The 25259-nt window shown below is 66.4% G+C and carries 22 protein-coding genes; 7 read left to right on the forward strand and 15 right to left on the reverse strand.

The window, feature by feature from the left end; all coding sequences use genetic code 11:
* Position 1: 1 nt before the first annotated feature.
* The 6 genes from MG068_RS20390 to MG068_RS20415 form a co-directional block, all read right to left on the reverse strand.
* Positions 2-1399: a cytochrome ubiquinol oxidase subunit I gene (locus MG068_RS20390; protein WP_054172818.1), complete on the reverse strand. Its 1398-nt coding sequence runs from the start codon at positions 1397-1399 to the stop codon at positions 2-4.
* A gap of 128 nt (positions 1400-1527) precedes the next feature.
* Positions 1528-2715, reverse strand: coding sequence for an ABC transporter permease (locus MG068_RS20395; RefSeq protein WP_240792104.1), 1188 nt, complete (start codon positions 2713-2715; stop codon positions 1528-1530).
* A gap of 13 nt (positions 2716-2728) precedes the next feature.
* Positions 2729-4027, reverse strand: coding sequence for an ABC transporter permease (locus tag MG068_RS20400; RefSeq protein WP_107433476.1), 1299 nt, complete (start codon positions 4025-4027; stop codon positions 2729-2731).
* A 318-nt stretch (positions 4028-4345) separates the two neighbouring features.
* Entirely contained in the window at positions 4346-4561 is a 216-nt protein-coding gene (locus MG068_RS20405) for a hypothetical protein (protein WP_132811028.1), read from the reverse strand.
* Complete coding sequence (locus MG068_RS20410; protein WP_132811029.1) at positions 4558-5211, reverse strand: RNA polymerase sigma factor; 654 nt, start codon at positions 5209-5211, stop codon at positions 4558-4560. The genes MG068_RS20405 and MG068_RS20410 overlap by 4 nt, the downstream gene beginning before the upstream one ends.
* 37 nt (positions 5212-5248) lie before the next feature.
* A complete protein-coding gene (locus tag MG068_RS20415) occupies positions 5249-5578 on the reverse strand; it encodes a hypothetical protein (protein ID WP_012512481.1) in 330 nt (109 codons plus the stop codon).
* Positions 5579-5745: 167 nt separating this feature from the next.
* On the opposite strand from MG068_RS20415, the gene MG068_RS20420 reads away from it, so the two are divergent.
* Genes MG068_RS20420 through hemF form a run of 6 tightly spaced genes read left to right on the forward strand, consistent with a single transcriptional unit; the run spans position 5746 to position 12881 of the window.
* Positions 5746-8115 (forward strand): S9 family peptidase, encoded by a 2370-nt coding sequence (locus tag MG068_RS20420; protein ID WP_132811030.1) that lies wholly within the window; start codon positions 5746-5748, stop codon positions 8113-8115.
* Entirely contained in the window at positions 8112-8531 is a 420-nt protein-coding gene (locus MG068_RS20425; protein ID WP_132811031.1) for an NUDIX hydrolase, read from the forward strand. Before MG068_RS20420 ends, MG068_RS20425 begins: the two co-directional genes overlap by 4 nt.
* A 30-nt stretch (positions 8532-8561) precedes the next feature.
* Positions 8562-9122 carry a hypothetical protein gene (locus MG068_RS20430; RefSeq protein WP_049398641.1) on the forward strand — a complete coding sequence of 187 codons (561 nt, stop codon included), beginning with the start codon at positions 8562-8564 and terminating at the stop codon, positions 9120-9122.
* A gap of 35 nt (positions 9123-9157) precedes the next feature.
* Positions 9158-10276, forward strand: a complete 1119-nt coding sequence (locus MG068_RS20435; RefSeq protein WP_132811032.1) for a hypothetical protein — start codon at positions 9158-9160, stop codon at positions 10274-10276.
* Between the two features lie 37 nt (positions 10277-10313).
* Positions 10314-11930, forward strand: coding sequence for a hypothetical protein (locus MG068_RS20440; RefSeq protein ID WP_132811033.1), 1617 nt, complete (start codon positions 10314-10316; stop codon positions 11928-11930).
* A 54-nt stretch (positions 11931-11984) separates the two neighbouring features.
* Positions 11985-12881 carry an oxygen-dependent coproporphyrinogen oxidase gene (hemF, locus tag MG068_RS20445; protein ID WP_132811034.1) on the forward strand — a complete coding sequence of 299 codons (897 nt, stop codon included), beginning with the start codon at positions 11985-11987 and terminating at the stop codon, positions 12879-12881.
* An 83-nt stretch (positions 12882-12964) separates the two neighbouring features.
* On the opposite strand, the gene MG068_RS20450 is transcribed toward hemF, so the two are convergent.
* Together MG068_RS20450 and polA are read right to left on the reverse strand one after the other, a co-directional pair.
* Positions 12965-13444: a DUF421 domain-containing protein gene (locus MG068_RS20450; RefSeq protein WP_049424227.1), complete on the reverse strand. Its 480-nt coding sequence runs from the start codon at positions 13442-13444 to the stop codon at positions 12965-12967.
* A gap of 328 nt (positions 13445-13772) precedes the next feature.
* Positions 13773-16547, reverse strand: a complete 2775-nt coding sequence (gene polA / locus MG068_RS20455; RefSeq protein ID WP_132811035.1) for a DNA polymerase I — start codon at positions 16545-16547, stop codon at positions 13773-13775.
* Between the two features lie 98 nt (positions 16548-16645).
* On the opposite strand from polA, the gene MG068_RS20460 reads away from it, so the two are divergent.
* Positions 16646-16930, forward strand: a complete 285-nt coding sequence (locus MG068_RS20460; protein ID WP_014038952.1) for a DUF2782 domain-containing protein — start codon at positions 16646-16648, stop codon at positions 16928-16930.
* A 259-nt stretch (positions 16931-17189) separates the two neighbouring features.
* On the opposite strand, the gene MG068_RS20465 is transcribed toward MG068_RS20460, so the two are convergent.
* The 7 genes from MG068_RS20465 to cls form a co-directional block, all read right to left on the reverse strand.
* The gene (locus MG068_RS20465) at positions 17190-17636 is read right to left on the reverse strand and encodes a universal stress protein (protein ID WP_005411629.1); all 447 of its coding nucleotides are present in this window, start codon (positions 17634-17636) and stop codon (positions 17190-17192) included.
* Positions 17637-17930: 294 nt separating this feature from the next.
* Positions 17931-18485 (reverse strand): hypothetical protein, encoded by a 555-nt coding sequence (locus tag MG068_RS20470; protein ID WP_132811036.1) that lies wholly within the window; start codon positions 18483-18485, stop codon positions 17931-17933.
* 178 nt (positions 18486-18663) lie between these two features.
* Positions 18664-18990: a low molecular weight protein tyrosine phosphatase family protein gene (locus MG068_RS20475; RefSeq protein WP_053498324.1), complete on the reverse strand. Its 327-nt coding sequence runs from the start codon at positions 18988-18990 to the stop codon at positions 18664-18666.
* 178 nt (positions 18991-19168) lie between these two features.
* On the reverse strand, positions 19169-21361 hold the full coding sequence (gene uvrD / locus MG068_RS20480; protein WP_132811037.1) for a DNA helicase II: 2193 nt from the start codon (positions 21359-21361) through the stop codon (positions 19169-19171).
* A 9-nt stretch (positions 21362-21370) separates the two neighbouring features.
* Entirely contained in the window at positions 21371-22792 is a 1422-nt protein-coding gene (locus tag MG068_RS20485) for an FAD/NAD(P)-binding protein (protein ID WP_132811038.1), read from the reverse strand.
* A 105-nt stretch (positions 22793-22897) separates the two neighbouring features.
* Complete coding sequence (locus tag MG068_RS20490; RefSeq protein ID WP_132811039.1) at positions 22898-23530, reverse strand: hypothetical protein; 633 nt, start codon at positions 23528-23530, stop codon at positions 22898-22900.
* Positions 23531-23596: 66 nt separating this feature from the next.
* Positions 23597-25015: a cardiolipin synthase gene (gene cls, locus MG068_RS20495; RefSeq protein WP_014038958.1), complete on the reverse strand. Its 1419-nt coding sequence runs from the start codon at positions 25013-25015 to the stop codon at positions 23597-23599.
* Positions 25016-25259: the final 244 nt, after the last annotated feature.

The following is a 25259-nucleotide window of genomic DNA, read 5'->3' on the forward strand; positions in this document are numbered from 1 at the left end:
GTCAGCGCTCCTCCAGCGGTTCGTCGGCGGCCGACAGCGGGCGCGCCGGGGTATGGCTGCCATGGTCCAGCGACGGCCCCTCGGCATACGGCTGCGGCCCATGCCGCAGGATCTTCACCAGGTACCAGATGCCCCAACCGAACACGAAGGCGTAGCCAACCACATAGACGCCCAGCGACAGCGCGGTCATCCACGCGCTCTGCGGCCCCACCGCATCGGCGGTGCGCAGCACGCCATACACCACCCACGGCTGGCGCCCCATCTCGGTGACGAACCAACCGGACAGCAGTGCGATGAAACCGCTGGGCAGCATCCAGTTCCAACCGCGCAGCAGCCACGGCGAATCCAGCAGCTTCCTGCGCCACAGCTGGAAAGCCGACACCCAGGCCAGCAGCAGCATCAACGTGCCCAGCCCGACCATGATGCGGAAGGCGAAGAACACCGGCGTCACCGGCGGACGTTCGCTGGCCGGCACCGAGGTGAGCGGATCGAAGGTGCCGTCCAGGCTGTGGGTGAGGATGACGCTGCCCAGCTTCGGGATGGCCACTTCGAAGTCGTTGCGCTCTTCCTTCTCGTTCGGCAGCGCGAACACCACCAGCGGCACGCCCTCGCCTTCCTTGGTTTCATGCCAGTGCGCTTCCATCGCCGCGATCTTCATCGGCTGATGCTTGAGCGTGTTCAGGCCATGCATGTCGCCGACGAAGATCTGTACCGGCACGGTCAGTGCGGCGAACGCCACCGCCGCGATCAGCATGCGCCGGCCGGCCTCGACATGTGTGCCCTTGCGCAGGTACCACGCGCCGACGCCACCGATCACGAAACAGGTGGTGATGAACGAGCCCAGCGCCATGTGGGCCAGGCGATAGGGGAACGAGGGGTTGAACACCACCTGCCACCAGTCCACCGGATGCACGATGCCGTTGACCATCTCGTAGCCGGCCGGTGTATGCAGCCAGCTGTTGGACGACAGGATCCAGAACGTGGAGAACAGCGTGCCCAGCGCCACCATGCAGGTGGAGAAGAAATGCAGGCGCGGCGAGACCCGGCCCCAGCCGAACATCATCACGCCGAGGAAGCTGGCTTCCAGGAAGAACGCGGTCAGCACCTCGTAGGTCAGCAGCGGTCCGATGACCGTGCCGGCCACCTCGCTCAGCCGTGGCCAGTTGGTGCCGAACTGGAAGGCCATGACGATGCCGCTGACCACGCCCATGCCGAACGACACGGCGAAGATCTTCTGCCAGAAGAAATACAGCTCGCGCCACACGGGCAACTTCGTGCGCAGCCACCGCCATTCGATGAAGGCCAGCCAGCTGGCCGTACCGATGGTGAAGGCGGGGAACAGCACGTGGAAACTGATGACGAATCCGAACTGGATCCGGGACAACAACAACGCGTCCAAGGGACGCCTCCTGCCTGTGACCGGTGGGATACCGGACCACTTTAGGAGGATTTCGTTAAGGTGGGATGCGACCGGGTGACGCGCTGCTTCACTTTGTCGCAGGGAAGCTGGATGACAGGATGAACGGGCTACAGGGGCTTCAGCAGGGTCAAGGGCGGCTCCTTGGCGATTCGCCGGGCCCGGGGTACCAATGCAGTCAAGCAGGCCGCCATCACCAGCACGACAGCGCTCGATATCGAGAACCACAGTGAACCTGTGATGCCATCCTGTGGCGGCCCTAGCCACTGCAACGACAACGCGCCGAGCAGGGCGCCCAGTGTGGTGAACAGTGAAACTTCGAACATGATTTCGGCAAAGATCACTGAGCCGCGAGCACCGAGTGTCCGTCGAACCCCAATGGAGTGCCGGCGCCGATCAAGCCAGGCGCCTACGACTCCGGAAACCCCGGCCATCAGCACACCGAGAACGATGGCCGTCATGACCGCGAGCACGGTCGTAGCGAAGCGATCAGCTTTGACGTAGGCGTCGCGATATCCCGCCAGCGTCTCGACACCGGTCGAATTCACGATCCGATAGGGCCGCTGCAGCGCATCGACAATGCGATCAAGCGAAGAACGATCAACCTCCGACCTCCACTTCGCCAGATAATAGCGACTGGCGCCCATGGGAAGGCCCGGAAGCAGCGCCCACTGCAAGTCCCGCTCATTGCCTCCTGGTGCCGGTCCAGCAACAGACGCAAATACGCCCACGATGACCCGGCTGCTGCCGGGGCCGAAATGCAGGTGGCGGCCAACAGCACGCTCCGTTCCGAACAGACGGGCAGCCAGCGCTTCACTGATCAGCACCACCGGAGCACCTTCAGCCATGTCGTCCTCTGTGGCATCCCGCCCCAGGACGATTCCCGCGCCCAGCATCGCCAGCAAGCCAGAGCTGGCAGTTACCACAGGAATGCGATCACATCCAGCAACGTCTGTCGTACCCGCGTTCATCGAGTACGCCATGGCCGACTCGCTGGTGCACACACCGTATCGATGGGCTCTTCCCCCGAACGGAACAGCGTCGCTCACAACCGTGCCCTGAACACCGGGCAGCCGGATCGCGGACAGGTCTGCCCGCAGCACTGCAGCATCAGCGCCTTCTTCGACATCCGAGACCCTGACCACACCAATCGATACTGCGTCCCGGATGCTGCGGGTGTTCAATCTGGCGAAGCTGTCCAGCACAGATTGCAGTGCGAACGCACATGCCAGGCTTGCAAGCGCAGCCTGCACTGCAAGCAGTGCGGCGCTTCCCAGATGTCGTCGAGTCTCCCTCATTGATTCGAACATTTCAGGCAGCCCCCTTCGCGAAGGCACTCGACAGTGAGCTGACCCTGCAGATTTCAAACGATGGGACCAATGAACAGAGCAACGTCGTGACGACTCCCAGACCAGCCGCCATCAGCATTGCCCCGGCATGCATCGCTGTTATCGCGCTGGGCAGAACGTCTCCCGCAGCAACCACCCGTATTCCCAGCGTATAGGTGACGACAGCGAGCGCACCGCTTGCGACGCCCGCCGCGATGGATTCCCACATGAGCTGGATGAACACGTCTCGGCGTCGTGCTCCCAGTGCACGTCGTATCGCGAGCTCCCGCCGACGGCGCCCCAGACTGAAGCTCAGCAGCGCAGCCGCGTTGACGATGCACACGCCGAGCAGGATCAGCGACAACCGAAGCTGCATCCTGGCCTGCTCCGGAACCAATCCCAGCCTGTCCAGCCAATCCATCAACGGCCAGAGTGCCACCTGCTGGGCGCCTGGCTCGATCCGAAGCCCCTTTTCATGCGCATAGGCATTCAGACTCGCGCGGTAAGCGGCGACATCGTCTGCGGTGGGCAGCCACGCCCACAATTGAAGCCAGGAAACGTTGGCCCCTGCAGGATCCGTGTCCTGGTCACCACCCCAGATCGCAGTCCCGTCCAAAACAGTCAGCTTGTCTGCGATTGCGGTTTCAAGCGGCAGGTAGATCTCGTCAGGCTCCACAAACGGCCTGCGCGTGAGGTCTCCCTGAAACATAGGCACCGGATGCCAATCCTCCGCGACACCCACCACGGTATAGGTGCGTCTGCCCAGGTCCAACTGATGACCAACACAGCCCTGTGCACACTCGCGCTCTGCGAGCGCACGCGACAGAACCACGATTCGACTCGCAGCATGCCCCTCCTCGGCGGTCCATGCGCGCCCTTGAACAACGGCAATGCCGAGGACACTGAAGACTTCGGACGTGGCGAACCTGGCGCGCAATCTTGCGCTGGGCTCTCCCGGCCGGGAGAGCGTCACCGCGCCCCCTGCCATTGCTGCCTGCTTCCACGTCCGGCCTTGGTTCAGAAGCACCTTCGCGTCTGGCCAGGTCAGTGACTGACCAGGATCCGGAGAGCCACTGCGCAGTGCATCTGGACGCGCGTCAAGGTAAGGGCGGAACAGTGCCGAGCTCCGGCCTGGAGCGGGATCCGACGATGCCTGGAGAACAATGGAAAGCATCACGGTGGTGATCCCTACCCCCGCACCCAGCATGAGAGCGATTGACAGATGAGTGCCGACTCGCTGCTTGAATCGGGCAAGCGAAAGCTGGACGTAGTAGAGCATCATCCAACTACATCCGGCATTGGCTTACTCGCGCACCTGTCCATGTGATTCTCACTCCATGCCTTTGGAAGCTGATGGTTGAGAATCTCTGATTGTGAAACTACGCCTCAAGTGGAGACATGGGATTTGCAACTTTCCTCAGGAAACACACGCAGCTCGTGGGTCCTGGATAGAGCCATCGCCACCGACGACGAGACCGAGGTGACGGAATCTGACGCGGAAGACCAACTGTCGATTTGCAGACAACGCCCGATGCCTGGCCATCTGATCAGGCGTTGGAGGAAAAAGCGTCCAGAATCAGGTGCAGGCGTCAGTGTTTTTCTAGACCCAGAAATACCAGACAGCCGCCGCCACCAACGCACCCAACAACACCACCTGCACCACCACATAGCCCACACCACTATCGCGCGATTCAGCGGCAATGCGCTTCTGCAGCGCTTCGCTCACATCCGGCGTTTCTTCCTGCTGTGTCTGCTCACGCAACGCCTGCGCCAGCGCGCGCTTTTCCGCATCGCGAGGGTCGGTCGATGGGCTCACAGCAGTTCTCCGGCGGCGGCATGCCGCGTCAGTTCCTGCTTCAGGACCTGGCGCGCGCGGTGCAGGTGGCTCTTGATGGTACCGCGTGCCAGCCCGGTCACCTGCTCGATCTCGACCAGGTCGAAGTCCTCCAGGTAGTGCAGGCCGACGATCAGGCGCTGCGGTGCACTCAACCGCTCCAGCGCCACGCCAAGATGGCGCCCCGCCTGCAGCGCCTCGCTCAGTTCAGCCGGCCCCGGGCCCTCATCGCCGATTCCCAGTTCCTCCGGCACCTCCACCGCCACCATCCATTGCGCCTCCAGCCGTCGCCGGCGCAGGTGCTGCAGCGCGGTGGTGTAGGCCACCCGGGAAACCCAGGTGCGCAGCGAGGATTCAAAACGAAAGCGGTGCAGCTGGCGGAACACGGCCAGGAAGGTCTCCTGCAGCAGGTCGGCCAGCTGATCGCGGTCGCCCACCATGCGCCCGATCACATGTGCGCAGGTGCGCTGGTGGGTCTCGACCAGCTGCGAAAACGCCACCTGCGAGCCGTCGATGATGGCCCGCACCAGGGCCTGGTCCGCGTCCAGCGGTGCGGCGGGTGCCGCCGTCTCCGCTGCATCGTGGCGGCGACGGCCCCGCAGTGCCAACAATGCTTCGCCGAGCAGGCTCATCTGCGGGGCGCCCCCTGTGCCCGTGACATGGGCCGGCTCAGCCCTTGCGCGCGACGGGACGGGTGAAGTGCCAGGCCAGCAGCTGGCCGAGGCCGGCACTGCCCACCATCGCCGCAGCGGCGCCGAAGGTCAGGTCACGGGCACCGATGGCTTCCAGCAGGGCCATGGCCAACGCCAGGCAGACCAGGCTGATGCCCCAGCGCAGCGCCCCTTGGCGGCGGCGCTCTTCCTCCAGCATGGCCAGCGAGCGGATCACTTCCTCGGGCACGTGCGGAGCGACCAGTTTGCTGCGGGCGCGGGCATCGGCAATGGCGTGGATCGCGTAGGCGATGCAGATGAAGAGAGTGATCGGGATCAGTTCCTGCATGGTCGGGCTCCTGTTCGGTGGATGATGCGGGTTCAGGAGAATGGATGCGCAAGCCCGGCAACCGGTTGCACCACTTTGCCAATCCCGCTGCCATGACCTGTGGCCCCTGCCCCGGGCCCTTGCGGCTGCTACGCTTGGCCGGTTTCCTCTTCTGGTGCCGTCCGCCCATGTCCCGAGTGCTGCCCCTGTCCCTCCTGCTGTCGGCCGTGCTGGCCGCACCGGCTGCGCATGCCGCGCCGACGCCGATCACCATCGAACAGGCCATGGCCGACCCGGACTGGATCGGTCCGCCGGTCGAAAAGGCCTGGTGGTCGTGGAACAGCCAGCAGGTGGAATACCAGCTCAAGCGCAACGGCAGCCCGGTGCGCGATACCTTCCGCCAGCCGGTGGCCGGTGGCGTGGCCGCACAGGTGGCCGATGACCAGCGTGGCACCCTGGACGTGGCCGAGCCGGTCTACGACCGCAGCCGCAGCCGCAGCGCCTTCGTCCGCAATGGCGACGTGTTCGTGCGCGACCTGCGCAGCGGCGCGCTGACCCAGCTGACCCGCAGCAACGAGCGCGCGGGCAACGTGAACTTTGCTGCCGACAATGGCGTGATCTGGCGCGTTGGCCAGAACTGGTTCCACTGGACCGCCGCGAGCGGCGTGCAGCAGGTGGCCAGCCTGAAGGCCGAGAAGGATCCGCGCACGCCGCCGAAGGCCGACGTGCTGCGTGACCAGCAGCTGCGCACGCTGGAAACCCTGCGCCGCGACCGCGACCAGCGCGAAGCACTGAAGGACCAGGACCAGCGTTGGCGCCAGGCCGACCCGACCCGCGCGCCGGGCCCGGTGTACCTGGGCACCGACGTGGAGATCGCCGACAGCGTGCTGTCGCCGGACCTGACCCACCTGATCGTGGTGACCAAGCCGAAGGACTTCGATGACGGCCGCGGCGGCAAGATGCCGCTGTACGTGACCGAGTCGGGCTACGAGGAAACCGAAGACACCCGCACCCGCGTCGGCCGCAACGGCTTCGAACCGCACACCCTGTGGTATGTGGACGTGCGCACCGGCAAGGCCGAGAAGGTCTCGCTGTCCAGCCTGCCTGGCATCAGCACCGATCCGCTGGCCGAGCTGCGCCGCAAGGCCGGCAAGGATGCGCTGAAGGGCGAGCGCAGCCTGCAGGTGATGAGCGACTTCATGGGCGGTGGCATCCGCTGGAGCGCCGACGGCCAGCAGGCCGCGGTGATGCTGCGTGCCAACGACAACAAGGACCGCTGGATCATCAGCGTCAACGCTGCCGATGGCCGCGTGCAGAACCGCCATCGCCTGACCGACAACGGCTGGATCAACTGGGGCTTCAATGATTTCGGCTGGATGGCCGATGGCCGCACGCTGTGGCTGCTGTCGGAGGAATCGGGCTTCTCGCACCTGTACACGCAGGCCGGCACGGCCAAGCCGCAGGCGCTGACCAGCGGCAAGTGGGAAACCTCGGCGCCGGTGCCGTCGGCCGATGGCAAGGGCTTCTACTTCCTGTGCAACCAGCAGGCGCCGCATGACTACGAAGTCTGCGCGGTCGATACCGGCAGCCGCCAGGTGCGCGAGCTGACCAGCCTCAACGGCGTGGAAGACTTCTCGTTATCGCCGGACGGCCAGCAGCTGCTGGTGCGCTATTCCGGTGCCTACCTGCCGCCGCAGTTGGCCGTGCTGCCGAGCACCGGTGGCCAGGCCCGCGTGCTGACCGACACCCGCACCGCCGACTACAAGGCGCGCCAGTGGATCCAGCCGAAGCTGGTGGCAGTGCCGTCCAAGCATGGCGCCGGCGTGGTCTGGGCCAAGTACTACGAACCGGAAAACAAGGAACCGGGGAAGAAATACCCGATCGTGATGTTCGTGCACGGCGCCGGCTACCTGCAGAACGTGCACCAGCGCTACCCGGCCTACTTCCGCGAGCAGATGTTCCACAACCTGCTGGTGCAGAAGGGCTACATCGTGCTGGACATGGATTACCGCGGCAGCGAGGGCTACGGCCGCGACTGGCGTACTGCGATCTACCGCAACATGGGCCACCCGGAACTGGAAGACTACAAGGACGGCCTGGACTGGCTGGTCGACACCCAGCAGGGTGACCGCGACCACGCCGGCATCTACGGCGGTTCCTACGGCGGCTTCATGACCTTCATGGCGCTGTTCCGCTCGCCGGGCACGTTCAAGGCCGGCGCCGCGCTGCGCCCGGTGGTCGACTGGCACCAGTACAACCATGGCTACACCAGCAACATCCTCAACACCCCGGACATCGATCCGGAGGCGTACCGCGTGTCCTCGCCGATCGAGTACGCGCAGAACCTGCAGGACAACCTGCTGATCGCCCACGGCATGATGGATGACAACGTGTTCTTCCAGGACTCGGTGAACCTGACCCAGCGCCTGATCGAACTGCACAAGGACAACTGGTCGATCGCTCCGTACCCGCTGGAGCGCCACGGCTACGTCCGCGCCGATTCCTGGCTGGACCAGTACAAGCGCATCCTCAAGCTGTTCGAGCAGAACCTGAAGTGAGCAACGCCGCGGCCACGATCCATATCGTGGCCGCGGTCATCCTGGATGACCGCGGCCGGGCGCTGGTGGTGCGCAAACACGGCGCCAGCCGCTTCATCCAGCCCGGCGGCAAGCCCGAACCCGGCGAAGCACCGCTGCAGGCGCTGGCCCGCGAGATGGACGAGGAACTCGGCGTGCAGCTGTGCGTCGAGACCGCCGTCGCGCTGGGCACGTTCGAAGACTGGGCGGTGAACGAGCCCGGCCACCGCGTGCAGGCCCAGGCCTGGTGGGTGCAGGTGGACGGCATGCCACAGGCACGCGCGGAGATCGCTGAACTGGCCTGGGTGCCGCTGCAGCCACCGCACGGCCTGCCCTTGGCACCGCTGAGCGAACACCATATCCTGCCGGCCGTCGCCACCCGGGTGACGGCCCGCTGAGCGCGCGGGCACCGATTGCAAGGACACCGGATGTCAATGTCGATCCCGCCGATTCCTTCGCTGGTCCAACCGACCTATCACGCCTGGGTGCGCCCGATCGCACACGCCTCGTTCTGGCTGTCACTGCTGCTCACGGTCTACTTCGTGATGCAGGGACTGCTGCTGTGGCCGCTGCACAACCTTCCGATCTGGCACCTGGTTGAGAGGGAAGTACAACTCCAGCACCTGCACAGCCTGATCTGGCTTCTGGCGCATCCGGTGGCCGCGTCGATGATCGTCGCACTGCTGTGCCTTGCCTCGACACTGGCCAGCTGGGGACTGCTGCGCGAGCGCAGCTGGGGCCTGTGGAGCTTTGTGGCGATCCTGCTGATGAGTGCATTGACCAACTTTGCGATCGCCGGGTGGCTGGACGTGTTCATGCGCGACGTCATCCCGTTTCTCTCCGACGACGCCGTCCTGCAACAGGAACTCCATCTGAAACGCTGGTTGATCACGCTGACCATGGTGGCCATGTCGTTCGTACTCCTCGGCCTGCAGGGCTGGCTGGCCTGGCGCCTGCTGCGACCAGACATCCGCTCGCGCTTCCACTGAGCCACACCCCTTTTCCGCTCGACAAGGACCGTCGCATGCGCTTGCTGACCCTTCTCCCCGCGCTGCTGCTGTTCGCCGCGCTGCCTGCCGCCGCCGATGCGCTGCGCTGTGGCGAATACCGCAGCACCGACGGTGGCATGGCGCTGATATTCACATCACCCAGCAGCGGCTACCGCCGCGACGACGGCAGCGAGCCGGGGCCGCTGTGGGTTGATCGCAGTGCGGCGCAGGCCCGACTGGTCATGCTCGACGATGGCGTGGCACTGCCGGTCCGGATCAGCGCCGATGGGCAGCGCATCGAAGACGACGTGGTGGTCTACACGCTGCGCCAGTCCCGGGGCTGCGCCAGCGAACCCGCCGCGATTGCCGGCAGCTGCCGCGCCGCCGGCAGCCACTGCATTGCGCAGCTGCCCGCGGCTTCGCCCGGCCAGATCCAGCGCGCGTGCGACGAAGGCGTTGGCGCGGGCTGCTCGGCGCTGCTGCGACAACTGCGGGATGGCAGCCCAGCAAAGGCCACCGACGACGTCGGTGCCACGGGCTTTGAACGCCCGCCTGCCTGCCGCGAACACACGCCCGGGCATGACCCGCAGGCCTGCGAGGCGCTGACCAATGATGCATTGGCTGCCGCCATGCAGCGGGTGAATCAACGCCTGCAGCAGGAAGACGAAGACACGCTGGGTTCGCCGCTTCAGGCCGCTGCTCGCGATCAGCTGCAGCAGCGGTGCCTGCAGCACCGCAGTGGCCGCCTCTGCGTGGAAGTGGCCGCGCAGCAATTGAACGCGCTGGAACCTGCGTTGGCAGTGCAGGCCCTGCAGGTGGTCTGCGATGCAGGCCGCATCAGTGCCTGTGGACGTACCGCGCCACTGCGTGAACTCGGCGCCGACCTGCGCCTGGTGCCGTTGCAGCAGGTACCGTGCGGCCGCTACCAGGCCGACGGTGGCGTGATCGACATGCTCGACTTCGGTGATGGCGCGCGTGCCCGCCTGCACGATGGCGCCGTCCAGCTGCAGCAGAACGGCGAAACCCTTGTGCTGCGCCAGCTCGGCAACGGCGACCTGCTCGGCATGGACAACCAGACGGCCTACCAGCGTTACCAGCTCGTGCCCGGCACGGCACAATGCACGCCCCCGCGCGAGGGCCAGGGTTCGCCGTAGCGCCAGGAGCTTCCCGTTCGATCGTCAAGGAGACGACATGCATTCACCCGCACCGCGCCGCCGCTGGCTGGCCTGGGCGTTGCTGCTGGCCGCGCCGATGGCTGCCGCACAATCGCCGCAATGCGGCCTGTTCAAGGCCGATGAAGGCAGCAGCACGCTGCGCATCAGCTCACCCAACCGCGGCGAGCAGAAGCACTTCGGCAGTGCGCCGTCTCCGGTCGCGTTCCAGCAGATCGACGGAAAGCTGCAGCTGGTGAACCTGGAGTACGGCCTGCCCAGCGCGCTGCAGGTGCGCGATCGTGGCCGCACGGTCGAGGTAGATGGCACGGTCTACCTCCTGCAGGCGGCAGCACAGTGCGCCGCAGCCGCCACGCCGGTTGATGGCAGCTGCCTGGCCGATGCGGCCGCGTGCCTGGACAACCGTCGCGAAGCGACCCCGACCGCGCTGGAAGCAGGGTGCCGGGAAGGCGTGCCCGGCATGTGCCTGCAACTGGCCGATCGTTGGCACGAGGAGGCCAAACCCACGGTCGAGGCCGATCCCGCCCTGGCAAAGGCAGCGCTCGACGCCGCCTTGTCCGACATCAAACTCCCCGCCGCCTGTGACAACGGTGGCTTCGAACAGGGAACCCCGGCGTGTGCCGCCGCACTCGAGGCCGACCCGGCGGCGCAGGAGCAGCTGGTCAAGGCCGCGATGACGGCCGCCATGACCGAAGCCATGGTGACGATGACGGCGCCGACCGTGCCGGTGATCATTCCAGCTGAGCGGCGGCAACAGTTGTTGCGGTTATGCCGCGAGGTAGCGCACGGCGGTTTCTGCACCCGCGTGGCTGAGCTGTCCTGGGACGCGGGAGATCCCCAGCAGGCGGTGCAGGCCCTGGCTGCAGCCTGCACCCCCGGCAATGACACCGCCACCTGCGAGCGCCTGCCGGCGTTGCAGGCAGTGGGCGCATCGCTGCGACCGCAGCCCGCAACTGCATTGCCCTGCGGCAATTACCGGTCCGACGGCGGCCTGATGGACACGCTGGACTTCGGTGACGCCGGCCTGGTCGGTGTGGGCTGGAGCAGCCATCTTCGCGCACGCGTCGAAGCGGGCGACATCCGCATCCACCACGACCGGGACGGCGACTTCGTGCTGCGCCCGCTGCCCGGCGGCCAGTTGCTGGGCCTGGATAACTGGACCCGCTTCCAGGTGTTCGTCCCCACCGGCGAGGGCCCGACCCGGTGCAGTGCACCGAAGCAGTTCAAGGTGCTGCCACTGCCGCAGGATTGCCCGCTGGCGCTGGCCAACGAGGGCGGTGCCGAAGCCTGCTGCGCGCAGGGCAAGCTGCAGGGCTGCAACATTCTCGGCAACCGCCTTGCGCTGTCCGGGAACTGGCTGCAGGCTGCCGAACACTACACCACGGTCTGCCGCGCCGGCGTGCGCGAAGGGTGCGAGAACCTGGTGACCGCGCAGGGCAACGGCGCGGAACTGGACGCACGGGCAACCCTGGAGCAGCTGTGCAAGGCCGACCGCAGCGGCCTGCATGTGGCCTGCGACGTGCTCGGCACCCAGAACTGGGAGCTGATCACGCTGGGTGGTGCCCTGCAGAAGGCGGTTGACGAGGCAGCCGAGGACGACGCTCCGGCGCCGCGCAACTCCAACCGCAAGCGCTGAGCCGGCCAGGGCCTGCCCGCAGCTTCGGGCGGGCCCTGCGGTAAAGTACGCGCCATGAACGAATTCGAGCGCGTGCGCGCCTACCTCACCGACCTGCAGGACCGCATCTGTGCGGCGATCGAGGCCGTCGATGGCCAGGCCCACTTCCAGGAAGACCTGTGGCAGCGGGCCGAGGGCGGTGGCGGGCGTACCCGCGTGCTGCGCGACGGTGCGGTGTTCGAGCAGGCCGGCATCGGCTTCTCCGACGTGGCCGGCAGCCGCCTGCCGCCATCGGCCTCGGCCAACCGTCCGGAACTGGCTGGCGCCTCCTGGCGTGCCACTGGCGTGTCGCTGGTGTTCCACCCGCTCAACCCCTACGTGCCGACCACCCATGCCAACGTGCGCTTCTTCCAGGCGCAGCGCGACGGCGAAGTGGTGGCCAGCTGGTTCGGCGGTGGCTTCGACCTGACCCCGTTCTATCCGTTCGACGAGGACGTGCAGCACTGGCACCGGGTCGCGCGCGACCTGTGCGCCCCGTTCGGCGAAGAACGCTATGCCGCGCACAAGCGCTGGTGCGACGAGTACTTCTTCCTGCGCCACCGCAATGAAACGCGCGGCGTCGGCGGCCTGTTCTTCGACGACCTGCACGGCGACTTCGAGCGCGATTTCGACTATCTGCGTGCGGTCGGCGATGGCTTCCTGGATGCCTACCTGCCGATCGTGCAGCAGCGCAAGGACACCGCCTACGGCGAGCGCGAACGCGAGTTCCAGCTGTACCGACGCGGCCGCTATGTGGAATTCAACCTGGTCTACGACCGCGGCACGCTGTTTGGCCTGCAGAGTGGTGGCCGCAGCGAAAGCATCCTGATGAGCCTGCCGCCGCGGGTGCGCTGGGAGTACGGCTTCACCCCGGAAGCGGGTAGCGCCGAGGCACGCCTGGCCGATTACCTGGTGCCGCGCGACTGGCTCTGATGGATGTCGTCGCGCTGGGCAAGGGCCTGGTGGGCACGCGTAGGCGGTGAAGGGCGGCCGAGCCTGGGCCCGGCGCTACAAGATCAGCTGTGCTTCCGCGCGATGATCGTGATGTGCCCGGTCGTCTCCAGCAGCGCGACCTGCACGTCTTCGATCCGCAGCCCGCCCTGCTGGCGCAGCGCGGCGTCGAAATCGGCCGGGCTGATCAGTTCGCGGCGGAGAACACCCTCCAGCAGCCGGCCATCACGCGCGATCACGGTGGGCTCTCCTTCGATCATCCGCTCCATGCGGCGATTCCGGGTGGTCAGCCAGCCCACCCCGTAATTCAGCACGATCAGGGTGGCCGCCAGCAGCAGGCCTCCGCCCAGCGAGGTGTCCGTGCCAAGCAGCGCGTTTTGTACCGCGTTGCCCAGCAACACGATCAGCAGCACGTCGAAGGGCGTGATCTGTCCCAGAGCCCGCTTGCCACCGAGCCGGACCATGCCCAGCACCACGACATACACCACCACCGCGCGCAGGATGAACTCCCACCACGGCATGGCCAGAGCGAACAGGTCGGGCATTGTCTTCCCCTGCGGAGCGGTGGCCCAGCGTGGCGCAGGCCATGGCGTCTGGCAACGGCACAAATAAAAAGCCCCGCTGACCAGGGGGAGGTCAACGGGGCCGGGGAACGGGCACTTGGGGAGGAGTCCCCGTTCCGAGATCTGCTCCAGGGGATGGGAGAGATCCACAACAGGCGTTGCGCCTGTTGAGAGTTATAGAAGCACTCCGAACACTAACGGTTCGTGAAGGGGCCCAATTTAATGAACCTCCATCAGGGCAACATTCATGATTGAGTCAGAAACCTCTGACGAATGAACGAATTCACGTCGTTTTCGGCCTGAAACACCCTCAGTGTGCTTCGTCCCAGTTGTTGCCGATGCCGGTATCGACCACCAGCGGCACCCGCAGTTTGGCCGCTTGCGACATGCGCTCGACCACCTGCAAACGCAACTCCTCGACGAAACTGCTTTCGGTTTCGAACACCAGTTCATCGTGCACCTGCAGGATCATCCGTGCCGGTGCACCGCTGTCACGCAGCCACTGGTCCACGTCCACCATCGCGCGCTTGATGATGTCTGCGGCGGTGCCCTGCATCGGCGCGTTGATCGCGGCGCGCTCGGCGCCGGCGCGCAGGCCCTGGTTACGTGCATGAATGTCGTTCAGGTACAGGCGGCGGCCGAACAGGGTTTCCACATAGCCCTGGTCGCGGGCCTGCTGGCGCATCCGCTCCATGAAATCACGCACGCCCGGGTAGCGGCTGAAGTACAGCGCCACGTAGTCCTGCGCCTGGCCACGGTCGATGCCCAGGTTGCGCGCCAGGCCGAAGGCGCTCATGCCGTACATCAGCCCGAAGTTGATCGCCTTGGCCGCGCGGCGCTCGTTCGGGGTCACTTCCTCCAGCGTGCGCCCGAACACCTCGGCGGCAGTGGCGCGGTGGACGTCGGCGCCCTGCTCGAAGGCACGCACCAGGCCCGGGTCCTCGGACAGGTGGGCCATGATCCGCAGCTCGATCTGCGAATAGTCGGCCGCCAGCAGCTGAAAGCCCTCCGGGGCGATGAACGCGCGGCGGATGCGGCGGCCATCCTCGGTGCGGATCGGGATGTTCTGCAGGTTCGGGTCCGACGAGGACAGGCGGCCGGTGGCGGCACCGGACTGGTGGTAGCTGGTATGCACTCGGCCGGTGTCCGGGTTGACCATCTCCGGCAGCTTGTCGGTGTAGGTGCTGCGCAGCTTGGCCAGGCCCCGGTAGTCCAGGATCACCCGCGGCAGCTCGTGCTGGTCGGCGATCGCCTCCAGCGCCTCTTCATTGGTGCTGGGCTGGCCCTTCGGGGTCTTCACCACCGCCGGCAGCTTCAGCTCATCGAACAGCACCGCCTGCAGCTGCTTGGGCGAATCCAGGTTGAAGCTGCGGCCGGCCAGCTCGGTGGCCTTCTGCTGCGCGGCCAGCATGCGCGAGGACAGGTCCTGGCTCTGCCGGCGCAGTTCGTCGGTGTCGATCCGCACGCCGTTGGCTTCGATCGTGGTCAGCACCGGCACCAGCGGCATCTCGATGTCGCGGTACACGCTGTCCAGCGCCGGCTCGGCCAGCAGCTGCGGCTGCAGCGCGCGGTGCAGGCGCAGGGTGACGTCGGCGTCCTCGGCCGCATAGCGGCTGGCTTCGTCGATGCCCACCTGCGAGAACGGAATCTGCTTGGCACCCTTGCCGGCCACGTCCTCGAACTTGATGGTGCTGTAGCCCAGGTAGCGCAGGGCCAGCGAATCCATGTCGTGGCGGGTGGCGGTGGAATTGAGCACGAAGCTCTCGAGCATGGTGTCATCGTGGTAGCCCTGCACGTCCACGCCGTGGCGGCGCAGCACATGCAGGTCGTACTTGCCATGCTGGCCCAGCTTTTTCTTGGCCGGGTCCTGCAGCACCGGGCGCAGCGCATCCAGCACCTGCTGCATCGGCAGCTGCGCCGGCGCACCCGGGTAATCGTGGCCGACCGGAATGTAGGCCGCCTTGCCCGGCTCGACCGCCAGGCTGACGCCGACCAGGCGCGCGCGCATCGCGTCCAGCGCATCGGTTTCGGTGTCGAAGCTGATCAGCTCGGCCTGCTGCAGGCGCTCGACCCAGGCCTGCAGCTGCTCGCTGGTCAGCACGGTCTCGTATTCACCCGGTGCGGCCAGCGCCGGATCCAGCGTGCCAGCGGCTGGCGCCTCGGCACTGCCACGGGCGAAGCCTGCGGCGGTACCGCGCAGGCTCGGGGTGGCCTCGCTGGCGGCAGCCGGCGCCGGCAGCGGCGCACCCAGTTCCTTCAGCGCCTGGGTGAAGCCGTAGCGCGTGTACAGCTCGGTCAGCGCCGGCACGTCCTGCTCGCGCAGGGCCAGCGTGGTCGGGCCGGCGTCCAGCTCCACGTCGGTGCGGATGGTCACCAGCTCACGGTTCAGCGGCAGGCGCTCCAGCGCGGCGCGCAGGTTCTCGCCGATCTTGCCCTTCATGGTCGGCGCGGCCGCCATCACCCCGTCCAGGTGCTGGTACTCGGCCAGCCACTTGGCAGCGGTCTTCGGCCCGCACTTCTCCACGCCCGGCACGTTGTCGACGGTGTCGCCCATCAGCGCCAGCAGGTCGATGATCTGGTCGGCGCGCACGCCGAACTTCTCCATCACTGCGGCATCGGAATCCATGCGACTGCCGGTCATGGTGTTGACCAGCTCGATGCCCGGCCGCACCAGCTGGGCAAAGTCCTTGTCGCCGGTGGAGATGGTCACCTTCAGGTCCTGTGCCACGCCCTGCAGGGCCAGCGTGCCGATCACATCATCGGCCTCCACGCCGGGAACACGCAGGATGCTGATGCCCAGCGCTTCGACGATGCGGCACATCGGTTCGACCTGGCTGCGCAGCTCGTCGGGCATCGGCGGGCGGTTGGCCTTGTACTGGTCATACAGGTCATCGCGGAAGGTCTTGCCCGGCGCATCGACCACGAACGCCACGTAGGCCGGGCGCTCCTTCAGTGTCGAGCGCAGCATGTTGACCACGCCGAACAGCGCGCCGGTGGGTTCGCCCTGTGCATTGGACAGGGGCGGCAGCGCGTGGAACGCGCGGTACAGGTAACTGGACCCGTCGATCAGGACTAATCTGCTCATGGGTCGATTCTACGCGCCCGTGCCTGCACTGCGACGACACGGCACAGCCGCGGCGATGGGGCATAATCAAGGCTCTTTCCAGGCAAAGGCCCCCGCCGATGAAGACCCTGATGCTGGCTTCCCTGCTCCTGCTCGCTGGCTGCGCCAGCATGGGTGGCGCGGGCGCTCCCCCGGTGGACGTCAAGGGCGCGGATGTGTCCAAGCGCACCATGGACAACGGTGACACCATCGAGGAATACCGCGTGTCCGGCCAGCTGCGCATGGTCAAGGTGACCCCGTCGCGCGGCGCCCCGTTCTACATGTACGACAAGAACGGCGACGGCCGCATGGACAACGACAAGGACGGCGTGTCGCCGGTGTACTGGAAGCTGTACAGCTGGTGATGCGGCGGGGTCGGATCCCTTTCCACAGGAAAGGGCTCTGACCCCATCAAGGCGATCGGCACGGCCCATCCACGCATGGCGTGGATCTACCGGGACAACGGACGTGGATCCAGGTCATGCGTGGGTGACCGCCTATCAGTAGATCCACGCCATGCGTGGATATGAGCCTCCCGCCCCCCCAGAAAGAACAACGCCGGCGCGCATCCTGCGGCCGGCGTCGGGTCCCCTCCCCGGGAACGCTTGAATCAGTGGGTGTGGATCAGCGGATGACCAGCACCGGCAGCGTGCTGCGCGCCAGCACTTCGGCAGTCTGGCTGCCCAGCAGCACGCGGGTCACGCCACGGCGGCCATGCGAGGTCATCACGATCAGGTCGCTGTTGCGCTCCCCTGCTGTCTCGATGATGCCGTCGGCGGCGTAACGGTCCAGCACGTGCACCGGATTGGCGGTGATGCCCTGCTCGGCGGCCTTGGCCAGCGCCGGCTGCAGCACCTTCTGCGCGCCTTCCTCGCGGTCGGCCTTGTACTCGGGGCTGTTCATGTAGCCGACGCTCCAGCCCATGGCGTCGTACATACCGACGGCCCACGGCTCGGAAACAGTGACGATATCGACCTCGGCATTGAGGTCCTTGGCCAGCTCCAGGCCCTTGGCCAGGCCCTTGTCGGCCAGCTCGGACCCGTCAGTGGCAATCAGGATGCGCTTGTACATGGTGGGGCTCCGTGGCGGTCTGCCAGATGGGAACAACACCATTGCACACCGGATGTGCAGGCCGCGCCTTGAGCAGGATCAATCCGGCGCCGCGCAGCGGCGTGTGCGCATCGTCATGTGGTCCGGGGGAAGGGCCCGGCCCGCCCTCTTCTGTAGAGCCGAGCCCAAGCTCGGCTTCGGGTGCATGAGCCGAGCGTGGGCTATGCCGGTCGTCCTGACCGGCACCCTTCGGGCCGTCGCAAGCGACGTTGGCAGCGGCTCCTGCCGCTACCTTCGGCTCTACGACAACGTCGCTCAGGCGATCTGCACCACGCGCGCGTTCTGGCACAGCGGGTAGCTGGCAACGAATTCAGCGATCGCATCACGCATCGCCTCGAACGATTCGCCATACATGTACAGCGCCGTTTCGGTCGGGCCCTGCCACCAGCTGCAGATCTCGCCCAGGCCATCGATGTTCTCCGACAGCTGCTCGAACACGTGGTTGGAATCGCACTGTTCGTAGACCTCGTCCGGCAAGGTCAGGCCGTCCAGGTAGATGCCCAGGCCTTCGGTCACGCCGAAGCTGCGGTCGGCCTCGCCCGCACCCTGCAGCTGCGAACCCTTCGGCGCGCCCAGCTGTTCCAGCAGGTCGATCAGCTTCGGCACGCCGGCCGCATCGACCAGCGCCACTTCGATATCGCCGTATTCGACCTCGCCGAGGTCGGACATCGCGGTGCCGCCGCCGGTCAGCTCGCCCACCTGGGCTGCCTGCAGCAGCGCATCGAGCGGATCCTCGAACAGTTCGTGGCGATGCTCCGGCTGCAGCCGGGCGTTCAACTTCACGGTGACGTGCAGCGTGGGTTCGGTCATGGGGGCGTTCCTGGAAGATGTCAGGCCCCATTGTAGAGTCGAAGGTAGCGGCAGGAGCCGCTGCCAACGTCGCTTGCGACGGCCCGAAGGGTGCCGGTCAGGACGACCGGCATAGCTTGCTCGACTGCTTCTAGCGTGGCACAAGGCAGTCGAGCAAGCTCGACTCTACAACAGCCCGTCAACGCAGAAACGGCGCCACCTTGCGCTTGAGCAGCTCCACCAGCACCGGGTCCATGTAGTCGTAGTCGTCGGGGATATCCAGACAGATCACCCGCTTGCCGTTCAGCCATGCCTTGTAACGGCTGGACAGACGGTTGCGGTGCGCCTTCTCCATCACGAACACCAGGTCGGCCCACTGCAGCAACTCGGGGCTGAGTACTTCCTCGGCGTCGGCCAGCAACCCGGCTGAGGCGGTCTCGATGCCCGGCCAATCGGCAAATACCTGCTCGGCGGTGGGGCTGCGCAGGCGGTTCTGGCTGCAGAGGAAGAGCACGTTGCGGGTCATGGATACTCGCTTTTGTAGAGTCGAGCCGTGCTCGACTGACTTTTCCCGCTGCAAGCAGCCGAGCATGGCTATGCCGGTCGTCCTGACCGGCACCCTTCGGGCCGTCGCAAGCGACGTTGGCAGCGGCTCCTGCCGCTACCTTCGGCTCTACAGGAATTCCCGCCCCCCTCGACAGTGATCAGATCACCGTCAGGTTGGCATACGCCATCACCAGCCACTTGCTGCCGGCATCGGCAAACTCGACCTGCACGCGGGCGTGGGCGCCGTTGCCTTCGTAGTCGGTCACCATGCCTTCGCCGAACTTGGGATGGGTGACCAGTGCGCCGAGCTTGATCGGCGGTGCCTCGATCGAGGCATGGCCCATCACCCGGCTGGCGCCCATCGAGGCCGGCCGCGAGACCTGCACCTTCGGGCGGACTTCGTGCAGCAGCTCGCGGGGAATCTCGCGCAGGAAGCGCGACGGCAGGCTGTAGTTGTCCTGGCCGTGGATGCGGCGCGATTCGGCGTAGCTCAGCACCAGTTTCTGGCGCGCGCGGGTGATGCCGACGTAGGCCAGGCGGCGCTCTTCTTCCAGCCGCCCGCTTTCCTCCAGCGAGCGTGCACTGGGGAACAGGCCTTCTTCCAGGCCGGCCAGGAACACCAGCGGGAACTCCAGGCCCTTGGCCGAGTGCAGGGTCATCAGCTGCACGCCGTCCTCGCCCGCCTGCGCCTGGCCCTCACCGGCCTCCAGCGCGGCATAGGCCAGGAACGCGACCAGCTCGTCCATGTCCTCGCCCACTTCCTCGATGTCATCGGCGCGACGCACGAAGCGAGAGGCTACCGAGACCAGTTCGTCGAGGTTGTCGGTGCGCGATTCCGAGTCCAGCGCGTTGCGGCTTTCCTTGCTCCAGTGCTCGCGCAGCTGCGAGCGGGCCAGCACGTGGTCCACGCGCTCGGCCAGGGTCATGTGCACGGTTTGCGCCTGCAGCTCGTTGACCAGCACCAGGAAGCCGGCCAGCGCATTGCGCGCACGCGCGGCCAGCGCGCTGCCCTGGGTGACCAGCATGGTCGCTTCCCACAGCGAAATACCCTGCGCGCGCGCCTCGCGGCGCACTTCGTCCAGCGTGCGGTCGCCGATGCCACGGGTGGGCGTGTTGACCGCGCGCTCGAAGGCGGCGTCATCGTTGCGGTTGGACAGCAGGCGCAGGTAGGCCAGCGCGTCCTTGATTTCGGCGCGCTCGAAGAAACGCATGCCGCCGTACACGCGGTACGGCACCTGTTCGCTCAGCAGCGCTTCTTCCAGCGCGCGCGACTGCGCATTGCTGCGGTAGAGCACGGCCGCTTCGGTATAGCTTCCACCGTCACGCACCCACTGGCGCGCGCGCTCGACGATGTAGCGTGCCTCGTCCATCTCGTTGTAGGCGGCGTACAGGTCGATCGGCTCACCGTCGCCACTGTCGGTCCACAGCTGCTTGCCGATGCGGTCGGGGTTGTGCGCGATCACCGCATTGGCGGCGCCGAGGATGTTGGCGGTGGAGCGGTAGTTCTGTTCCAGGCGGATGGTCTGCGCGCCCGGGAAGTCGCGCAGGAAGCCCTGCACGTTCTCGACCTTGGCGCCGCGCCAGCCGTAGATGGCCTGGTCATCGTCGCCGACCACGAACACGTGACCGGAATCGCCGGCCAGCACGCGCACGAAGGCGTACTGGATGGCATTGGTGTCCTGGAACTCGTCCACCAGGATTTCGCGGAAGCGCGCGCGGTAGTGCGCCAGCAGGGCCGGGTTGTCGCGCAGCAGTTCGTGCGCGCGCAGCAGCAGCTCGGCGAAGTCGACCAGGCCGGCGCGGTCGCAGCGTGCCTGGTACTCGATGTAGGCCTGGCGCATGGTTTCCAGCCAGGCGTCGTGCGGCTCGGGCTGGATGTGCTGCGGGCGGCGACCCTCGTCCTTCTGCGCGTTGATCCACCACGCGATCTGCTTGGCCGGGTACTTGCCGTCGTCCAGTTCCAGCGCCTGCACCACCCGCTTGACCAGCCGCAGCTGGTCGTCCGAGTCCATCACCTGGAAGCCTTCGGGCAGCTTCGCGTCCTGCCAGTGCAGGCGCAGCAGGCGATTGGCCAGGCCGTGGAAGGTGCCGATCCACATGCCACGGCTGCCATTGGGCAGCTGTGCGTCGATGCGGTGGCGCATTTCGCCGGCCGCCTTGTTGGTGAAGGTCACCGCGAAAATGCCGTGGGTCGGCACGCCATCGACTTCATGCAGCCAGGCGATGCGGTGGGTGAGTACGCGGGTCTTGCCGGAACCGGCACCGGCCAGCACCAGGTGGTGGCCGGGGGGAGCGGAGACGGCTTCGCGCTGGGCCGGGTTCAGGCCATCAAGCAGGTGGGAGACATCCATGCCCTCATTTTACGGCATCGCCGTCGCGGCTCCTGCGACCACCTGGGTTGCTAGTGCCTGCGCCTGCTGACGCAGTTCAGGCACCGCCAGGCTTTCCCACAGGCTGCCGATGCGCAGGCTGCCGAGCACGCCAAGCCGTGCCTGCGGCTGGCCACCGGCGGCGCGCAGGCGATCGCCCGGCACCGTGCTGTCCAACCCCAGTCCATGCGGGCCGGGGCGTGCCAGCCCATCGGCCTGCAGCTGCTGCAGCAACGGATTGCGCAGTGCGCTGGCGCGGGTCTCCACGCCGGTGGCGTTAATCACCCCGCCGATCATCCACTGCTGTTCATTGCCCGAGGCATCGCGGCCGGACAGCTGCAGTGAATCGCCGTCGCGCCAGACGCGCTGCAGGCGGGACCGGTGAATACGCAGCTGGCCACTGTCCTGCAGGGACTGCAGCTGCGCATCCACTTCTTCGGCGATGCGGTGGCGATGCACGTCCCAATAGCGCACCACATGGCGCAGGAAGCGGCGCTGGTCGGCCGCGTCGAGGCTGCACCACAGCGCCTGCCCGTGCGGACGGATGCGGTCCATCACGCCCTGCCACGGCAGGCCGTCGGCCTGCGTCTGGCGTGCGAACCCGCGCAATGCGTGCAGGCGCTGGCGCAGGTTCATCGGCAGCAACGTGGCCGGGTCGAAGCTGGGCAGGCCGCCATGCGCATGCGGCAACGGCAGCAGGCCGTGGCGCGAGATCACGTGCAGCGGGCCGGTGTGGCCGGCAGCGACCAGCGCCAGCACGGTGTCGGCCATGCTCAGGCCGGAGCCGACAATGGCTACAGCCTGTTCGCCGGCCAGGGTGCGTACGCCGTCGTAGTCCCAGGCCTCGATCACATCATCGGCAGGCAGCGCATCGGCACCGGCCACCGGCAGCGGGCGCATGCTGTTGCCGGTGGCGAGCACCGCCTGCGCGGCGTGCAGCGTGTGGCCATCGCCGAGCGTCAGCTGGTAGCCGTGGTCATCCGGCTGCAGGCCCAGTACCGGCTGCGCGATCACCTGCAGCTGCGCCGGGCTGGCTGCGGCAGCGTCCTGCAGGCGCTGCTGCAGGTAGGCCGCGAAGTAGTGGCGGCACACGTAACGCTCGCCCAGCACCTCGCGCGCCTCGCCCGGGTAGGCGTTGGCGGCCATCAGGTAGTCGAGGAAATCGCCGGGCTGGTCGGCAAACGCACTCATCTTCGCCGCCGGCACGTTCAGCAGATGCTCCGGCCACGGCGTGGCATAGGCGATGCCCTGCGCCAGCTGCGAGGCGGGTTCGAAAATGGCCAGCGCCAGCGGCGCCTTGGCCTGGCGCAGTACCTGGATCGCCACCAGCACCCCGGCCGCACCACCACCGATGATTGCCAGGTCCAGTTCGCCATTACGCGGTGAATCAGTCATGTGCCGATTGTAGGCCATCGGCGATGACGGGCCGGATTGCCGAAATGGGCGGGATGGGCACAGCCTTATGTCGAAGTCCAAAGATCCGAAGAAGGCAAGAGGCGGCAATCCGGGAGCGCTAGCTCAGGAAGATGCTCTCACCTGACTGATCCGGATGGTGAACATTGCCTGTAGCAGGAGCTTGCTGACTGCATCGATATCGCCAGCGATTTTCTCGACCTCTGGAACGGAGTACCCCTCTGATATCTCCCCTGGGAACCTCATGGCTTCCCTTATCGCTTCGCTCTCACCAGGTGTTCCAGCCAATTGCTGGACATCCAGTAGCTTTAGTGAAAAGGCAAGGTATTGATCACGGTGAACACGGTAGAGGCGATTTCTGTCCGCTGCCTTTCGTGCCCAAGTGTCATGTTGAACCCTATTGCGCAGGAGCCGAACTGCGTCTAGTGAATCCAAGGCTTCGTTGACAATTTGCAGCTCCAGACCGCTCAAGTTCTCGACCGCGATCCTCCGTGCTTCATCGGTCGCCTTCTTCGCAGTGCCGTACTTCTTGAGCCTCGCCTCTGCTACCTCCGGCGTCGTGTTCAGCAGTACTGCAAATAGGCAGTAGAGATTGATCTCCGCTTGAGCCCAAGTCGAAGCGACAGCCCCTACGGCAGCAGCAAAGCCCTGCACGTCATCAACAACATATGGCCCAACCTCAATGAGCAAATTTCCGCCTTCATCGAATATTCGCAGCCCATGATTTTCATTGCTCATGACGGCCGTAGCTCCCTGTCAACATAATGTTCAATAAATCGAACAACGGTTTTTCACTAGCCTTCCTCACATCAACGCATCGGCCAGCCGTGCGATGCCTTCGCGGCTGCGCCGCCACGTGGGGCGGCTGCGCCACTGCTGCAGGTCCAGCTGTCGCGACTCGCGCAGGTAGCCGTCCTCGATCGCGCACAGCTGCTGCACCAGCGCGCGGTCGTAGCAGATCAGGCCGATTTCGGCATTCAGCGCGAACGAGCGGATATCCATGTTGATCGAGCCGAGCACGGCGATGTCCTCGTCCACGCTCATGTGCTTGGCGTGCAGGAACTGCGGTTCGTACAGGGCGATGCGCACGCCACAGCGCAGCAGCTCGTCGTAGTACGCCTCCTGCGCCCACGAGGTCAGCCGCTGGTTGTTGCTGGCCGACAGGATCAGCTGCACGTCCACGCCGGACAGCGCCGCGATGCGCAGCGCGCTCAGCGTGGCTTCGTCGGGCACGAAGTACGGGGTGACCATCACCAGCCGCCGCCGTGCGAGGTGGATCAGCGCCGCCACCGCGTCGCGTGCGTTGCTGTACGGGTAGGCCGGGCCGCTGGGCAGCAGCTGGGTGGCGATGTCGTCGCTGCATTCGGGTACATCGGCGATCACGTCCAGGCGCTGGCCGGTTTCCATGTACCAGTCGCTGGCGAACACCGCTTCCAGATGCGCCACCGCCGGGCCACGCACGCGCGCCACCAGCTCGCGGTTCGGGTGGCCGGGCACGAACTGCGGGCCCGCCAGGTTCTGCGAACCGACGTAGGCCACTTCGTTGTCGATCACCGCGATCTTGCGGTGGTTGCGCAGGTCCATGCGCCCGCTGCGGCGCCAGCGCAGGCCACCGGGCAGCATCGCGCGCACTTCGATGTCGCGCGCTTCCAGGCGCTTGCGATAGGCGCGCAGGCCGCGCTTGGCACCTACCGCGTCGAGCAGCACCCGGCACTGCACGCCACGCGCCGCTGCGCGCTGCAGCGCCTCGACCACCGCCTCCCCCACCGCGTCATCGAACATCAGGTAGTACAGCAGGTGCACGCGGTCTTCGGCCTGGTCGATGTCGGCGATCAGCGTGTGCAGCGATTCGTCGTAGTCGGTCAGCAGGTCCACCGCGTTGCCGTGCACCGGCATGAAGTCGCCCTGGCGCTGCACCAGCGGCACGATCTCGGCGCTGGCGGTGTCCGGCTGCGGGGCCCAGCGCAGGCGATGCTGCAGCGCCTGTTCCTCGCGGATGACCTGCGAGGCCTCGGCCTGGCGGCGGATGCGCTCGCGCGACAGCCACGGGTGGCCGAACAGCAGGTACAGCGGCAGGCCCAGCAGCGGCACGAAGCCGACCAGCAGCAGCCAGCTGCGCGCCGCCCCCGGCGTGGTGCGGGTGGGGATCCAGCACAGCGCGACCAGCCGGATCAGCCAGTCGATCAGCAGCAGGTAGGAACCCAGCAACCACTCGAACAGCATCGCGTCGCCCGTCGGGAGGTGATGGGCCATTCTGCCCAGCGGGGTGTGTAGAGTCGAGCCACGCTCGACTGCTTTGAAGCCGTGTGCCAACCAAGGTTTGTACCTACCGGGTGGGGGACAGCGTGTCGACCAAGGTCGACACCTACCGGGGGTGGGGACGGCGTGCCAACCAAGGTTGGCACCTACCGGGTGAAGGGACAGCGTGTCGACCAAGGTCGACACCTACCGGGGGCGGGACAAGTTG

The sequence above is a fragment of the Stenotrophomonas sp. ASS1 genome (genome assembly GCF_004346925.1).
Taxonomy (GTDB): Bacteria; Pseudomonadota; Gammaproteobacteria; order Xanthomonadales; family Xanthomonadaceae; genus Stenotrophomonas; species Stenotrophomonas maltophilia_A.

What these genes read in the sequence shown, in the direction of transcription:
- polA (WP_132811035.1), bottom strand. Translation starts at nt 16,547, where the DNA reads ATGAGCAGATTAGTCCTGATCGACGGGTCCAGTTACCTGTACCGCGCG.
- MG068_RS20485 (WP_132811038.1), bottom strand. Translation starts at nt 22,792, where the DNA reads ATGGCCTACAATCGGCACATGACTGATTCACCGCGTAATGGCGAACTG.
- uvrD (WP_132811037.1), bottom strand. Translation starts at nt 21,361, where the DNA reads ATGGATGTCTCCCACCTGCTTGATGGCCTGAACCCGGCCCAGCGCGAA.
- hemF (WP_132811034.1), top strand. Translation starts at nt 11,985, where the DNA reads ATGAACGAATTCGAGCGCGTGCGCGCCTACCTCACCGACCTGCAGGAC.
- MG068_RS20415 (WP_012512481.1), bottom strand. Translation starts at nt 5,578, where the DNA reads ATGCAGGAACTGATCCCGATCACTCTCTTCATCTGCATCGCCTACGCG.
- MG068_RS20400 (WP_107433476.1), bottom strand. Translation starts at nt 4,027, where the DNA reads ATGATGCTCTACTACGTCCAGCTTTCGCTTGCCCGATTCAAGCAGCGA.
- MG068_RS20490 (WP_132811039.1), bottom strand. Translation starts at nt 23,530, where the DNA reads ATGAGCAATGAAAATCATGGGCTGCGAATATTCGATGAAGGCGGAAAT.
- MG068_RS20420 (WP_132811030.1), top strand. Translation starts at nt 5,746, where the DNA reads ATGTCCCGAGTGCTGCCCCTGTCCCTCCTGCTGTCGGCCGTGCTGGCC.
- MG068_RS20430 (WP_049398641.1), top strand. Translation starts at nt 8,562, where the DNA reads ATGTCAATGTCGATCCCGCCGATTCCTTCGCTGGTCCAACCGACCTAT.
- MG068_RS20460 (WP_014038952.1), top strand. Translation starts at nt 16,646, where the DNA reads ATGAAGACCCTGATGCTGGCTTCCCTGCTCCTGCTCGCTGGCTGCGCC.
- MG068_RS20470 (WP_132811036.1), bottom strand. Translation starts at nt 18,485, where the DNA reads ATGACCGAACCCACGCTGCACGTCACCGTGAAGTTGAACGCCCGGCTG.
- MG068_RS20440 (WP_132811033.1), top strand. Translation starts at nt 10,314, where the DNA reads ATGCATTCACCCGCACCGCGCCGCCGCTGGCTGGCCTGGGCGTTGCTG.
- MG068_RS20410 (WP_132811029.1), bottom strand. Translation starts at nt 5,211, where the DNA reads ATGAGCCTGCTCGGCGAAGCATTGTTGGCACTGCGGGGCCGTCGCCGC.
- cls (WP_014038958.1), bottom strand. Translation starts at nt 25,015, where the DNA reads ATGCTGTTCGAGTGGTTGCTGGGTTCCTACCTGCTGCTGATCGACTGG.
- MG068_RS20465 (WP_005411629.1), bottom strand. Translation starts at nt 17,636, where the DNA reads ATGTACAAGCGCATCCTGATTGCCACTGACGGGTCCGAGCTGGCCGAC.
- MG068_RS20475 (WP_053498324.1), bottom strand. Translation starts at nt 18,990, where the DNA reads ATGACCCGCAACGTGCTCTTCCTCTGCAGCCAGAACCGCCTGCGCAGC.
- MG068_RS20450 (WP_049424227.1), bottom strand. Translation starts at nt 13,444, where the DNA reads ATGCCCGACCTGTTCGCTCTGGCCATGCCGTGGTGGGAGTTCATCCTG.
- MG068_RS20435 (WP_132811032.1), top strand. Translation starts at nt 9,158, where the DNA reads ATGCGCTTGCTGACCCTTCTCCCCGCGCTGCTGCTGTTCGCCGCGCTG.
- MG068_RS20395 (WP_240792104.1), bottom strand. Translation starts at nt 2,715, where the DNA reads ATGAGGGAGACTCGACGACATCTGGGAAGCGCCGCACTGCTTGCAGTG.